Annotated in this window: 11 protein-coding genes; 7 read left to right on the top strand and 4 right to left on the bottom strand. The window is 31.6% G+C overall.

Annotation, left to right across the window (positions count from 1 at the left end; genetic code table 11):
• Nucleotides 1-9 precede the first annotated feature (9 nt).
• Nucleotides 10-1,137 carry an aldo/keto reductase gene (locus EG57_RS0205495; RefSeq protein ID WP_032076275.1) on the top strand — a complete coding sequence of 376 codons (1,128 nt, stop codon included), beginning with the start codon at nt 10-12 and terminating at the stop codon, nt 1,135-1,137.
• A 174-nt stretch (nt 1,138-1,311) separates the two neighbouring features.
• On the top strand, nt 1,312-2,190 hold the full coding sequence (locus EG57_RS0205500) for a phosphatidylglycerol lysyltransferase domain-containing protein (protein ID WP_029163363.1): 879 nt from the start codon (nt 1,312-1,314) through the stop codon (nt 2,188-2,190).
• 204 nt (nt 2,191-2,394) lie between these two features.
• Here the strand turns inward: EG57_RS0205500 and EG57_RS0205505 are convergent, their stop codons facing one another.
• The 3 genes from EG57_RS0205505 to EG57_RS0205515 all read right to left on the bottom strand — a co-directional run bounded on the left by EG57_RS0205505 (nt 2,395) and on the right by EG57_RS0205515 (nt 5,411).
• Nucleotides 2,395-3,018, bottom strand: coding sequence for a flavodoxin family protein (locus EG57_RS0205505; protein WP_029163362.1), 624 nt, complete (start codon nt 3,016-3,018; stop codon nt 2,395-2,397).
• A 194-nt stretch (nt 3,019-3,212) separates the two neighbouring features.
• Nucleotides 3,213-4,796, bottom strand: a complete 1,584-nt coding sequence (sdaAA, locus tag EG57_RS0205510; protein WP_032076276.1) for an L-serine ammonia-lyase, iron-sulfur-dependent, subunit alpha — start codon at nt 4,794-4,796, stop codon at nt 3,213-3,215.
• 72 nt (nt 4,797-4,868) lie between these two features.
• A complete protein-coding gene (locus EG57_RS0205515; RefSeq protein WP_029163360.1) occupies nt 4,869-5,411 on the bottom strand; it encodes a TetR/AcrR family transcriptional regulator in 543 nt (180 codons plus the stop codon).
• 746 nt (nt 5,412-6,157) lie between these two features.
• On the opposite strand from EG57_RS0205515, the gene EG57_RS0205520 reads away from it, so the two are divergent.
• From EG57_RS0205520 to EG57_RS0205535, 4 genes are all read left to right on the top strand, one after another.
• Nucleotides 6,158-7,102 (top strand): dihydrodipicolinate synthase family protein, encoded by a 945-nt coding sequence (locus EG57_RS0205520; protein ID WP_082141596.1) that lies wholly within the window; start codon nt 6,158-6,160, stop codon nt 7,100-7,102.
• 88 nt (nt 7,103-7,190) lie between these two features.
• Entirely contained in the window at nt 7,191-8,591 is a 1,401-nt protein-coding gene (locus EG57_RS0205525; protein ID WP_242859813.1) for an MFS transporter, read from the top strand.
• A gap of 204 nt (nt 8,592-8,795) precedes the next feature.
• The gene (locus EG57_RS0205530) at nt 8,796-9,977 is read left to right on the top strand and encodes an NAD(P)-dependent malic enzyme (protein WP_032076277.1); all 1,182 of its coding nucleotides are present in this window, start codon (nt 8,796-8,798) and stop codon (nt 9,975-9,977) included.
• Between the two features lie 53 nt (nt 9,978-10,030).
• Nucleotides 10,031-10,750 (top strand): DUF554 domain-containing protein, encoded by a 720-nt coding sequence (locus tag EG57_RS0205535; RefSeq protein WP_029162828.1) that lies wholly within the window; start codon nt 10,031-10,033, stop codon nt 10,748-10,750.
• A gap of 104 nt (nt 10,751-10,854) precedes the next feature.
• Here EG57_RS0205535 and EG57_RS0205540 read toward each other — a convergent pair whose 3' ends face one another.
• Nucleotides 10,855-11,871 carry a LacI family DNA-binding transcriptional regulator gene (locus EG57_RS0205540; RefSeq protein WP_032076278.1) on the bottom strand — a complete coding sequence of 339 codons (1,017 nt, stop codon included), beginning with the start codon at nt 11,869-11,871 and terminating at the stop codon, nt 10,855-10,857.
• An 892-nt stretch (nt 11,872-12,763) separates the two neighbouring features.
• Between EG57_RS0205540 and EG57_RS0205545 the strand changes: the two genes are divergently transcribed.
• Nucleotides 12,764-13,708 carry a dihydrodipicolinate synthase family protein gene (locus EG57_RS0205545; RefSeq protein WP_032076279.1) on the top strand — a complete coding sequence of 315 codons (945 nt, stop codon included), beginning with the start codon at nt 12,764-12,766 and terminating at the stop codon, nt 13,706-13,708.
• Nucleotides 13,709-13,775: the final 67 nt, after the last annotated feature.

Below are 13,775 nucleotides of genomic sequence, written 5' to 3' on the forward strand. Positions count from 1 at the left end.
ATAGATAGCATGGAAAATTATTTAGGACAAAATATTCCGAAATTAGGATTCGGGCTTATGCGTTTACCGATGTCAAATGATGAAATTGACGTTGAAGAGGTAAAGAAGATGGTTGATCTGTTCTTATCAAAGGGATTCACATATTTTGATACAGCGTATGGCTATAATAATGGAAATTCTGAACGTGCCATAAAAGAGGCATTGGTAGAACGTTATCCACGTGATAAATATCTTCTTGCAACAAAATTACCTGCATGGGCAGGTGCAAAGACCAAAGAAGAAGCACAGCAGATGTTCCACACATCGCTTGAAAGAACAGGAGCAGGCTATTTTGATTTCTATTTGTTGCATAATTTAGGTGAAGCACGTACTCAGTCCTTTGATAAATTTGGAATTTGGGACTTTTTGAGACAAAAGAAGAAAGAAGGTCTGATTCGTCACTTAGGTTTCTCATTTCATGACAAGGCTTCTGTATTAGATAAAATTCTAACGGAACATCCTGAAATGGAGTTTGTCCAACTTCAAATCAACTATGCAGATTGGGATAATCCGATGATTGAGTCTAAAATGTGTTATGAAACTGCTAGAAAACATGGTAAGCCAGTTATTATCATGGAACCAGTAAAAGGAGGTATATTAGCATCACCTCCACCTGCTGTGGAAAAGATTTTTAAGGATGCTAATCCAAATGCGTCTTTGCCTTCTTGGGCAATTCGTTATGCAGCGTCACTAGATGGTATTATTACTGTGTTGAGCGGAATGTCAAATATGGATCAGCTAGAGGACAATATTTCATACATGAAGAATTTTCAGCAACTTACTGAGAAAGAGTATGAGGTAATAAATAGGGCTCAAGTGGCACTTGATGCAATTTCATCAATTCCGTGTACATCATGTGCTTATTGCATGAAAGGATGTCCACAGTCCATAGCAATTCCAGGCATATTTAAATCTATGAATATGATTAATATATATAATAATGAACAAGCTGCAAAGGGTTCTTATGCATGGAATACAAAACTTAGTAACTTAAATGGTGCATCGGCCTGTATTGAGTGTGGTCAGTGTGAGAGTGTTTGTCCGCAGCACATCAAGATTATTGATGAACTTAAGAAAGCTTCTGAAGTATTTGAATAAGTATTGGTGATAATAATATAAATAATGATAAACATCCTCATCATCAAAGCATATAATGTTTGATGATGAGGATAATTTTATTTTGCAAAAACATTTTGACTTGGAATGTTACCATAAGTGATATTCTACTACTATTTTATGATAAATAAAAAAATAGTATTGGAGGAAGAAACATTGGAATTAAAGAGATTAAATGATAAAGAACTTTTTAAAGATAAAAAGGAAATATTAAGGTTAAAGAAAATATCCATAAAGGATAAAGAGCTTTTTAAGGATTTTGATTATATTGGTTCAGATTATGTATTCTCATATATTTATATGTATAGTGAACTTTACAAATTAAAAATTTACCATGATGATAGGACAATAATCATATATTCAGATTATGAGAAACCATTGTTTTATATGCCGTTAGGAGATACCGAATATGGTATAAAGCTTGTTTTACAATATTGCCGTAATCATCAGTTGAAACCTTATTTTACAAAGATACCTGATAGTCATATTGAAATATTTAAATTTATGAATTACAAAATTGAGGAAGATAGAAATTCATTTGATTATATATATTCAAACTCATCATTGACAACTTATGAAGGACATGATTTTAGAAAACAGAGAAATAATCTTTCTAATTATCTGAAAAAATTCATTCCTGTTTACAGCAGTGATATAGTTTCTAATATAAAAAAATGCAAAGAATTCACACTAAAATATTACGATAAAACCGATGTGGTACAACCTACATTGAAAATATTGGATTGTATTGATAGCTTAAATTTAAAAGGAGGTATAGTATGGAATGGCAGTGATATGCAAGCATACTGTATATATGAAGAAATAACTAGTGATATGGCTATTTCTCATGTAGAACTTACCGATAATAGCCACAGAGGAGTTCACGCTTATATGATAAATGAAATGTCCAAGAATATGAATGTGAAGTTTGTTAATAAGGAAGATGACATGGGAATAGCTGGTCTTAGAAGGTTTAAGGAGAATTATAATCCGTGTAAACTTGCTGTAAAATATTCTGCTTATCTAGGCGTATAGTAGTGCTTATCAAACAGTCGACAATGGGAGAAGGAGTTTCATATAAAGAAGATGGTTGTATTAGCAATGGTAGTAATGGGATAAAATAATATTCAAGATTATGTAAAAGTATCAGGTTTTTTTGAATTTTATATTTTCAGATAAGTAAAAGAAAACTAAATAATTTGGTGGGCTGCAATATTTGCAGCCCACTTTTGATTAATTTTAACGTATAAAATTAGTAAAAACTTTAGATTCTATTTTTGGTAACTGAACTCCGGCATTTTTACCAGCTTCGATAGATTTTAAAAGCCAAGCCATGTTTTTACCTAAAGTTCTCATTGTCTGCATTCCTTCTAAATCTTGTTTAACTTCTTCTGGAGTATTACCATGAACCATATTCCAATACTGAGAAGATACAATAGGCATATTGGATATAGTAAAGTATTTATTTAACTGTTCAAAAGCAGCAGTTGAACCACCACGACGACAGCTTACAATTGCTGCGCCAGGTTTGTATTGAAAACAGTTTCCAGCATAAAAGAATCTATCTAAAAAAGATGTAATTGCACCAGAAGCACTAGCATAATGTACTGGTGAACCAAAAATAAATCCATCAGCTTGTTTAGCTTTTTCTAAAGCTAAATTTACAGTATCATCATTAAACACACATTTGCCATCAGTTTTTGAACAACCTCCACAAGCCATGCAGCCTCGGATTGGTTTGTTTCCAACATGGAAGATTTCAGCCTCGATGTTTTCTTTTTCTAATTCTTTAGCAATTTCAGTTAAAGCTGTATAAGTACATCCATTACTTTTAGGACTACCGTTAATAAGTAATACTTTCATTTTTACACCCCATTTTGATTGTATATTATAGTATTACTATATAACAATACAATCAAAAAAGATAGAAGGCACTTAAAAGTAGTATACTACCTAAAAGGAGACTTATAAGTTATAGGTATATTTAAATTTATCTCAGTGTTACTATTCATAATATATTAACCTTCTACAGATATGCGCTTGGTTAAACAGAAAATTTAATACTTAATTTGTTGAAGATTTTTGCTAAAATTTTGACCTGTTTTAGTATTAGCAAGTCCCCCTAAACATGTACATCTCAGCTCTCTTGGAAGCATTTTTCCAACGCTGTACATTGAATTAATTACTTCATCTAATGGAATGACTTCTTTAACTCCTGCAAGAGCCATATTTGCACATGAAACTGCATTAGAGGCTGCCATTATATTTCTAGTCATGCAAGGTATTTCTGCAAGTCCTGCTACTGGATCACACACTAAACCTAATACATTTTGTAGTGCTATAGAAGCTGCAGTAATTGATTGTTGAATTGTTCCTCCAGCAAGGTAGACTATACCAGCAGCAGCCATGCAGGAAGCAGAACCACATTCAGCCTGACATCCACAGGTTTCAGCAGCAAAAGTAGCATGAGATGCAATAAGTGCTCCTATAAGTCCTGAACAAAATAATGCTTTGATACAGCTTTCATCATCTAAGTCTATTTCTTCACATATAGAAATTAGTGTGCCAGGTATTATACCGCAAGATCCTGCAGTTGGAGCAGCAGTAATAACTCCCATAGAACTACTTGTTTCCATACAGGACATGGAGTAATATATTATTTTATTTAAAACACCAATGTTTATCAAACGTCCTTCGGCTTCAGCTTTTTTAACCAAGTGAGCTTGATGTTGTAAAATATATGGCATTTTAGCATTTCCATAAAGCCCTTTTTTAATTGACTCTTTCATTATTTTAAGTATGTATGTCATCTTATATATAGCTTCTTCTTTAGTGATATTTCCTCTGGTACATTCATAAAACACAGCAGCTTCAAATAAATCCTTATTCTCATTTTCTGCATATTTTAATATTTCTTTAGTGTTATTAAAGGGTACTGAACAGTTTTTTCTGGATAGTATGGGTAAAATTGGTGAAATCAATTTTGCATAATCTACAGGAGTAATTTTTTTAATTTTATCAAGAATTTCTTTAGACAGTTCTTTAGATAATTTAATATTGATCAATATTCCTTGGGGATTTTCAAAAGTATTCACATACTCTGGTTCAATATAATTTTCTTTTAATATTTTCAAAATTGTTTTATAATAATCCTCTTTGTAAGAATTGAATATTAAAATAAGCTCATAAAAATCTCCGCAAATTGAAATATTATAGCCATTAAATTCAATTAATTCTACCATTCCACCACCTGTTGAAACACCTGTGATATAGAATTTATTATTATTGATATCTGTTAACACAAGCTTTACTGTATTAGGATGTAGTGTATCAAAATTAGTTATGTTGAATGAGATTTTTATCCTGCGTTTTTTCGCTTCATTTAAAGAATTAATTATTCTTGCATCTTCAGGCTCCCAACCTAAAAGACCTCCAACGAGGCCCTTATCACTTCTTTGACCTTTATAAGTCATAGCAAAGGAACCTTTAGTTTCGAAATATATGTCTGCTCTGGATAAATCGTTTACAAGAAACTGCTTAGAAAGCTTACCTATTCTAGTGGGGCCGGCTGTGTGAGAACTGGAAGGACCTGTCATGACTGGTCCAATGACGTCGTTAAAAATACTGACAAATTTATTCATTGTAGTTCATCTCCAATCAATCTTGAAAATATAATATTTTACTGTAGCTAAAATAGATCCTATATATAAAGTTTAAAGCATTTTAACAAGAATGTCAGCCATATCTTTAGGGGAATTTTTCATATCATCCTTAAGCCATTGTTGTACAACCCCAATACAGCCTGATATAGCAAAAGGCATACAATACTTAGCTTCTACTGCTGATGATGTATCATCTAGAGGAATTTTACAGTGTTTTATAGCATCTTTAAGTTTTTCTATAAAAGTATATTCGCCACTTTGGCAAAGAAATATTTCAAACATTTCACTATTATTTTGTACAAACTCAAATAGATAGATAAAAAAATGGAATAAATCATCATAGGTAGAAGCTTCTTTTGAAAATTTGTCATAAGTTTCGCTGAAATCGTTGATGAGTTCACTTTCTATTTTATCTACCATATCAAATATGTCCTTGTAATAAAGATAAAAAGTTGATCTATTAACATCAGCTAAATCAGTAAGCTCTTTTACTGTAATATTATTAATTTTCTTTTTAGACATGAGTTTTGTTAAGGCTTGAAGTAAGGTTCGTTTTGTTTTTCTTATACGTCTATCGAGCTTCTTTTCTTCCATAATTAAACCTCCAGAAAGAATATTTTTATCTTAAATGGATTGATGATTAAAATTATACTACATACATTCTATAATAAACACATGTCGATAAAAATACAAGTGTTTTATATCAATTAAACCCTGTAAAAGGCAATTATGATTTGAAAATAATTTTCTATTGAGTATAAAAGTTGTGTATCATTACATATTGCAACACCATCTGCTATTTTACAACACACAATATTAAATATCTATAGAAAATTTTAGGATAACGTTTCCTGTTAAAAAGTTACATAAAACTGATGTTTTTAGTAGAAGTAAATTTAAATATTATAATGGTTAATCAAAGGATTAGAATATTATAAAGGTTCTGATTTTTTGCGTAATCATATGAATTGGTATATTGATTGCACAGCTGAAAACACCTATGGTGCCTAGAAATTTAAGAAATTTATAATTTATTTAATTAGGGGGAGAAATGCATGTAGACTTATAAGAATTTAAGGTATTACATAATATCCTTACTTTAATGAATATAATTCTTAAAAAAATTTAAAAACTTGTTGACATTATAGAAATCGTTTTATATAATAAAGACATAGAAAACGTTCCCTATCAAAATATGACATAATTTTGATAAAATTGTTTTGCATTAAAAATATTGGAATAAAGGTAATGCAATAAATTGTTTTTGTGAAAAATGTAATGTCAAAAGTTTTGAAAAGGGTTTGTTTGAAAAAATTATTTACAAATGGAGGAATTTAATAATGAAAAGAGAATGGGGCGGAATATATCCAGCAATAATGGTACCACTAAATGATGATTATTCAATCAATGAGAAGGAGTTCAACAATTATATAGATTGGTTACTTCAATATGCTGACAAAGGAATAGCAGGATTAGTTACAAATGGACATACTGGAGAAATAACAGGATTTTCAAATGAAGAAAGAGCACATGTTACAAAATTAGCAGCTGACAGAGTTAAAGGCAAAGTTAAAATTATTTCAGGAGTTTGTGCAGAAGGAACTTTTGATGCTATAAACCAAGCTAAAGCAGCAGAAGCAGCAGGAGCTGATGGAATTTTACTTATGCCACCACACTTATGGTTAAGATTTGGTATTAAACCAGAAGGAGCTCTTAAATTTGTAAAAGATGTTGCAGAAGCTATAAATATAAAAATATTTATACATCTTTACCCTTCAAATACAAAATCATTTTATCCAATAGATTTATTATTAGAAATGTGCAAGATTCCAAATGTTGTAGCTGTTAAGATGGGAACTAGAGATATGCCTCTATATGAAAGAGACGTTCGTATATTAAGAGAAAAGACACCTGAAACAACATTACTTACTTGTCATGATGAAAATGTTTTATCAACAATGATTCAAGGACTTGATGGAGCATTAATAGGTTTCTCAGGATGCGTACCAGAATTAATAACTGCTTTATTTAAAGCTGTTCAAAATGAAGATTTAAAAGAAGCTAAAAAGGTTAATGAAAAATTATTTGCAGCAGCTCAAGGTATCTATGGAATAGGAGAACCTACAGGAGAAGCTCATGCAAGAATGAAAGAATTCTTAGTACAACGTAAAGTATTCACATCACCATTAATGAGACCACCTCTAATGCCTTTAAACCAACATGAAATAGATGTAGTTACTAAAGCATTAGCTGATTCAGGTGTTGAAAAAGTTAATTTAGTTTAATTTGACAATATATGCGTTTCTTAGTATTAAGAAACGCATATTAAATTAATATAATAGGTAAACGATGTCACTATATTGTGCTTTTAGCATGATAAAAAAGAAAGGACAGATTAGTATGAGTCAAAGTTCAAGTGCGTTAGCTTCAGATTACAATTCTTCAATAGATCGTTATTCAGAGCTTCTTGCACGTATGGAAAGTGTACCTTTTTCACGATGGCACATCAAATCCCGTGTTATTGTAGGTACTGCTTCTTTTTTTGATGGATATGGTGCTTTATCACTTGCATATGCACTGCCAGTATTAATTAGTTTATGGCATTTAAATACTGCTCAATCGGGTATGCTAATTGCAGCAGGATATTTAGGCCAAGCAGTAGGTGCAATAATTTTTGGCGTTATAGCAGAACGTTTTGGTCGTGTATTTGGTATAAAAACTTCTATGTTTATGATGTCTGTAATGGGAATTGCATGTATGTTTGCTGGCAATTATACTGCATTATTTATATTACGATTCCTTCAGGGAATTGGACTTGGCGGTGAAGTCCCTGTTGCTGCCACATATATAAATGAATTATCAGCAGCTCACGGGCGTGGAAAATTTTTTATGATATTTGAAGTAATATTTCCTGTTAGTTTGATGCTAACTGCACAACTTGGAGCTGTGATTGTACCAAGTCTTGGTTGGAAATGGTTATTTTTATTGGGTGGTGCAATAGGATTAATTCTTTTACCACTTTTCTTTATGCTTAGAGAATCGCCACGTTGGTTAATTTCTAAAGGAAAATTTGATGAAGCTGAACGTATCATTGAAGAACTGGAAGCAAGTACAGATAAGCGTTTACCTGTAAATATGGGTGCAAAAAAGCCAACTGTAAAAGCTAACTGGAAAGAATTATTTTCTCCATTTTACCGCTTTAGAACATTGATTGTATGGGTATTATGGTTTTCGGCATATTTCATATCTAATGGATTAAATAACTGGCTTCCTAGTTTGTATAAAACTGTTTATAAACTTCCGCTTAAAGAATCTTTATATGCAGCATCAGTTACAAATATTCTTCAAGTAGTTATGGTATTAGCCTGTGCACTTCTTATTGATAAAGTTGGACGTAAGAGATGGGCAACTTTTGCTTTCATCGCAGCTGCTTGTTTACTTCTAGCACTTTTCCTTACTGGAGCAAAATCTGCAAGAAGTGTTATGTATTTAGGATCATCAGCTTATGGTGTTATAGGATCAATTACAGTTTTGCTATATCTTTATACTCCAGAAATATATCCTACAAGGATGAGAGCCATGGGGACAGCATTTGCTACAACGTGGTTACGTCTTGCTTCTGCAATAGGGCCTATGATAATTGGAATTGTATTAGATGCTAAAGGAATTTCATATGTATTTGTTGGTTTTGCAGTTATTTGTATTATAGGATCATTAGTAGCTACAAGAATGATTGAAACAAGTGGAAAAGCATTAGAGGACATTGCACCTTAAATAAAAATTAATTTGTTATTTTATGCAAGTAAGATGAGTGCACATATCATCATACACATGGACCCGATATGTGTATGATAATGTGTGTATTTTTAGATTATTAATATATATATATTTGTAAGTACAAATTTTTAAATTCATCAAATATTTCTGCAAATAAAACGTATAGTATGCTGAAATGGATGAAAAGGGAGGACAATAACTATGAATGTAAGGGAAAAATCTTTAAAATTACATAAAGAAAAAAGAGGAAAAATAGAAATTGTGGGTACTATGCCTGTGGCCAATAGCACAGATTTAGCAGTGGCATACACTCCTGGAGTAGCTGAGCCTTGTTTGGAAATAGCTAAAAATAAAAATAATGCATATCAGTATACAATGAAAGGAAAAACTGTTGCTGTAATTACAAATGGAACAGCAGTTCTTGGTTTGGGCAATATTGGGCCGGAAGCAGGACTTCCAGTAGTAGAAGGTAAAGCATTATTGCTAAAAAGGTTTGGAGATGTTGACGCTATTCCTATAAGTTTAGATTCTATGGATCCGGATGATATAGTAAACACTATAAAAAACATTTCTCCAGGTTTTGGCGGAATACATTTAGAAGATATTAAAGCACCAGAATGTTTTTATATTGAAAACAAATTGAAAGAATTGCTGGATATACCAGTGTATCATGATGATCAGCATGGAACTGCAATTGCAGTGCTGGCAGGTTTATATAATGCTTTAAAATTAGTTAACAAAGATATAGAAGAAGTAAAGGTTGTTATAAATGGTGCAGGGGCATCTGGTATTGCTACAGCTAAACTTTTGATGTCAACTGGAGTTAAAAATATAGTTTTATGTGATATAAATGGAGCACTTGTTGAAGGTGATAGTGCTTTAAATGATGCACAAAGTGAGATGTCACAAATAACCAATAGAAATTTTGAAAAAGGAACCTTAGCAGATGTAATTAAGGCGAAGGATGTATTTATAGGTGTTTCAGATGGTAACGTATTAACTAAAGAAATGGTTGAAACAATGAATAAAGATAGTATAGTTTTTGCATTGGCTAATCCTACTCCAGAGATAATACCAGAGCTGGCAAAGGCTGGTGGAGCTAGAGTTATAGCTACAGGAAGATCAGATTTCCCAAATCAAATTAATAATGTATTAGTTTTTCCAGGTTTGTTTAATGGTGTATTAAAGGTTAGAGCAAAAGAGATATGTGATGAAATGAAGATTGCAGCTGCAAAAGGAATTGCAGACTTAATAAAAGATAGTGAATTAACTGAAGATAATATAGTTCCTAGTGTGTTTGATAAAGGTGTTTGTGAAGCTGTTTCAAAGGCAGTAGTAGATATAGCTTGTAAACTTGGTTTGGTTAGAGAATATTTAATATAGAATTTGAACATTTACGACCATAAGCTTCAATAAACGAAAGGAAGATTATTAGTATGCCTATTGGAGTTATAATTAATAGTTTAGCAGTATTTTTAGGAGGTCTAATTGGAGCGTTTTTAGGAGATAAAATTCCAGAAAGAGCACGTGCAAGTTTACCTTTAACATCTGGTGTGGCATCTATGGCTATGGGGGTAAGCTTAATATTAAAGATGAATGCAATGCCTGCAGTTGTCTTATCATTAATTCTTGGAAGTGCTATAGGTGAGTTTACTAAATTTGAAAATGGAATTGAATGGTGTGTTCATCGTGTACGTGGACCAATTGAAAAAATATTTTCTAATAAAGGGACTGTAGATAATCAAAAAGAATTTATGGAAAAGTTTGTTGGTATAGTAATTTTATTTTGCGCCAGCGGTACGGGAATATTTGGTGCATTGAAAGAGGGAATGACAGGAGATCATTCTATACTAATAACAAAGGCATTCCTTGACCTTTTTACAGCAGGAATTTTTGCAGCAGCCCTTGGTTATATAGTTTTGACCATATGTGTTCCTCAATTTGTTGTACTAATATGCTTATTTTTTAGTGCATCAATTATATTGCCAATGACCACACCTGCAATGGTGGCAGATTTTAGTGCCTGTGGTGGCATTATTATGTTGGCAACAGGCTTTCGCATAAGTGGTATAAAAGCTTTCCCAATTGCCAATATGTTACCTGCTCTTATACTCGTAATGCCAATATCCTATTTATGGACTGCGCTTGTAAAATAAAATGTACCCTGCAAGATAGATTTAAATGTCTATTTAGTAGGGTACATTTTAATATTCTTCATATTTATTTTTTATGTTCAATAAAATATAAAAATACTTTGTGATTAATTATCCAATACTCTCACTGAAGATCTTTCAAAAATTGATGTATTTAAAGTAATTTCAACTTTTTCTTTCCATTGAGTAATAACATCCACAGCCATTTGCCCCATTTCATAATGAGGAATGGTTAGTGTGGTAAGAGGAGGAGTTGTATATCTTGCCTCTTTTATGTCACCTATACTAATTATAGAAATATCTTTTGGAATGCTAAGTCCATGTTCTCTAATAGCGCTCATAGCTCCAATGGCAATATTATCATTTGCACAACAAATTGCAGTTAGGTCACTAACTTTAGAAATTAATGAACTAAAGGCTTCATATCCTCCCTTTTGTGAGAAATCACTACTAGTAATATAATTCTTATTGTATTCGATACCAGCAGCATCAATTGACGCTTTAAATCCTTTTAGTCTTTCTATGGAAGTAAATACTTTTGATGGACCTCCCATAAAAGCTATTTTTTTGTGCCCTCGTTGAATTAAGTAATCTGTAACTTTCTTACCAGCATCGAAATCATTTATCATTACATAGGGGATCTCAATTCCCTGAGGAGCTAAAGATACGATTTTCAAGCCATACTTTTCATGTCTTAAAAGTTGATTTTCAAGCTTTTTTTTGTAATCTACTTGATCAAGTCCTCCACCAGCAAGTATTATGCCTTTTACCCTGTGCTGCCAAAGATGCTCGTGGTATCTCAATTCATCTTCAGGATTACGTCCTGTATTACAGACAAAAGACAAATAACCAAGTTCACTGGCTCTATTAGTTACGCCATTAGCCATTTCTCCAAAATAAGAATCAGAAATATCTCTTACAATTAAACCTATAATGTCACTGAATTTTTTCTTTAATCCTTGAGCAGCTTTATTAGGGGTATATTGTAATTCATCAATTACTTTTAATACTTTTTCTCGTGTCTTTGCAGCTACTGGATAATCAACATTATTTATTATACGTGAGACAGTAGTAACTGAAACACCTGCCTGTTTTGCAACATCAATAATAGAAATATTTTTCATATATATACTCTCCTAAAAAACAAAATTAAGATCAAGTGATTCTTAGACTCAGGTGGAGTTTGCCTGTAAGGAATACCTCTCTACATCTGAGTCTTAGAAGAACTTATCCAGGCGCATAGCAGTACTTATCCCCAACTTGAGGTATTAGCAATGGTAGCGATCGGATAAAATGTTTTCTTTAATTTATATTAAAAACAAATTCGTGCTAATTTTTAATCATTTATATTATATACAATTTTTAGCGGATTAACAATGTGCCAAAGATATAGAGTGCAATAAGAAAACATCTATTCTTTATAAAATGTGAACGACAAAAATGTTACTATTTTCTATATCCATTATTATAACACTATTTTCTGTAGCAATGCATAATATTTATAATTCGTAGAAAATATCAGAAAACGTTGTCTGTAATATTTTTAGGTTAACTGGATATAAATGCTATTTATTTAGTGTTGCTAAATTCAGACGTTATAAAGATTGTGACAATTATTAGATTATTAGAAAAATAATTTTTCAGATAAATATTTAGAGTTAAATAGTTGCTATATGGTTGATTATCAACGATTTTGAAGCTTTAAAAGGTTCATGGTCGGTTTGAAATTAAGTTGTGGATATTAACACAAACACCTAAAATGTAAAATGATATTTTTATTTGATGAATATAATTCTTAAAAATTTTCAAAAAACTTGTTGACATTACAGAAAACGTTTTATATAATAAATACATAGAAAACGTTCCCTATCAAAATATGACATAATTTTGGTGAAAATGCTTTGTTTTAAGAAAGTTAGAATATAGGTGTTGCAATAAGCATTTTTATAAAAATGTAGAGTTAAAGTTTTGAAAAGGATTTGTTTAAAAAATATTTATAAATGGAGGAATTTAACAATGAAAAGAGAATGGGGCGGAATATATCCAGCAATAATGGTACCACTAAATGATGATTATTCAATTAATGAAAAGGAATTCAATAACTACATAGACTGGTTACTTCAATATGCTGACAAAGGAATAGCAGGATTAGTTACAAATGGACATACTGGAGAAATAACAGGATTTTCAAATGAAGAAAGAGCACATATTACAAAATTAGCAGCTGACAGAGTTAAAGGCAAAGTTAAAATCATTTCAGGAGTTTGTGCAGAAGGAACTTTTGATGCAATAAATCAAGCTAAAGCAGCAGAAGCAGCAGGAGCTGATGGAATTTTACTTATGCCACCACACTTATGGTTAAGATTTGGTATTAAACCAGAAGGAGCTCTTAAATTTGTAAAAGATGTTGCAGAAGCTATAAATATAAAAATATTTATACATCTTTATCCTTCAAATACAAAATCATTTTATCCAATAGATCTATTATTAGAAATGTGCAAGATTCCAAATGTTGTAGCTGTTAAGATGGGAACTAGAGATATGCCTCTATATGAAAGAGACGTTCGTATATTAAGAGAAAAGACACCTGAAACAACATTACTTACTTGCCACGATGAAAATGTTTTATCAACAATGATTCAAGGACTTGATGGAGCGTTAATAGGTTTCTCAGGATGCGTACCAGAATTAATAACTGCTTTATTTAAAGCTGTTCAAAACGAAGATTTAAAAGAAGCTAAAAAGGTTAATGAAAAATTATTTGCAGCAGCACAAGGTATCTATGGAATAGGAGAACCTACAGGAGAAGCTCATGCAAGAATGAAAGAATTCTTAGTACAACGTAAAGTATTCACATCACCATTGATGAGACCACCTCTAATGCCTTTAGATCAACATGAAATAGATGTAGTTACTAAAGCATTAGCTGATTCAGGTGTTGAAAAAGTTAATTTAGTTTAATGTGATATAAAATGTGCGTTTCTCAACATTGAGAAACGCACATTAAATAACGTTGTGGGTAAACGAT

Source organism: Clostridium drakei (assembly GCF_000633595.2).
Lineage (GTDB): Bacteria > Bacillota > Clostridia > Clostridiales > Clostridiaceae > Clostridium_AM > Clostridium_AM drakei.

What these genes read in the sequence shown, in the direction of transcription:
- EG57_RS0205520 (WP_082141596.1), top strand. Translation starts at nt 6,158, where the DNA reads ATGAAAAGAGAATGGGGCGGAATATATCCAGCAATAATGGTACCACTA.
- sdaAA (WP_032076276.1), bottom strand. Translation starts at nt 4,796, where the DNA reads ATGAATAAATTTGTCAGTATTTTTAACGACGTCATTGGACCAGTCATG.
- EG57_RS0205530 (WP_032076277.1), top strand. Translation starts at nt 8,796, where the DNA reads ATGAATGTAAGGGAAAAATCTTTAAAATTACATAAAGAAAAAAGAGGA.
- EG57_RS0205515 (WP_029163360.1), bottom strand. Translation starts at nt 5,411, where the DNA reads ATGGAAGAAAAGAAGCTCGATAGACGTATAAGAAAAACAAAACGAACC.
- EG57_RS0205525 (WP_242859813.1), top strand. Translation starts at nt 7,191, where the DNA reads ATGATAAAAAAGAAAGGACAGATTAGTATGAGTCAAAGTTCAAGTGCG.
- EG57_RS0205540 (WP_032076278.1), bottom strand. Translation starts at nt 11,871, where the DNA reads ATGAAAAATATTTCTATTATTGATGTTGCAAAACAGGCAGGTGTTTCA.
- EG57_RS0205535 (WP_029162828.1), top strand. Translation starts at nt 10,031, where the DNA reads ATGCCTATTGGAGTTATAATTAATAGTTTAGCAGTATTTTTAGGAGGT.
- EG57_RS0205495 (WP_032076275.1), top strand. Translation starts at nt 10, where the DNA reads ATGGAAAATTATTTAGGACAAAATATTCCGAAATTAGGATTCGGGCTT.
- EG57_RS0205545 (WP_032076279.1), top strand. Translation starts at nt 12,764, where the DNA reads ATGAAAAGAGAATGGGGCGGAATATATCCAGCAATAATGGTACCACTA.
- EG57_RS0205505 (WP_029163362.1), bottom strand. Translation starts at nt 3,018, where the DNA reads ATGAAAGTATTACTTATTAACGGTAGTCCTAAAAGTAATGGATGTACT.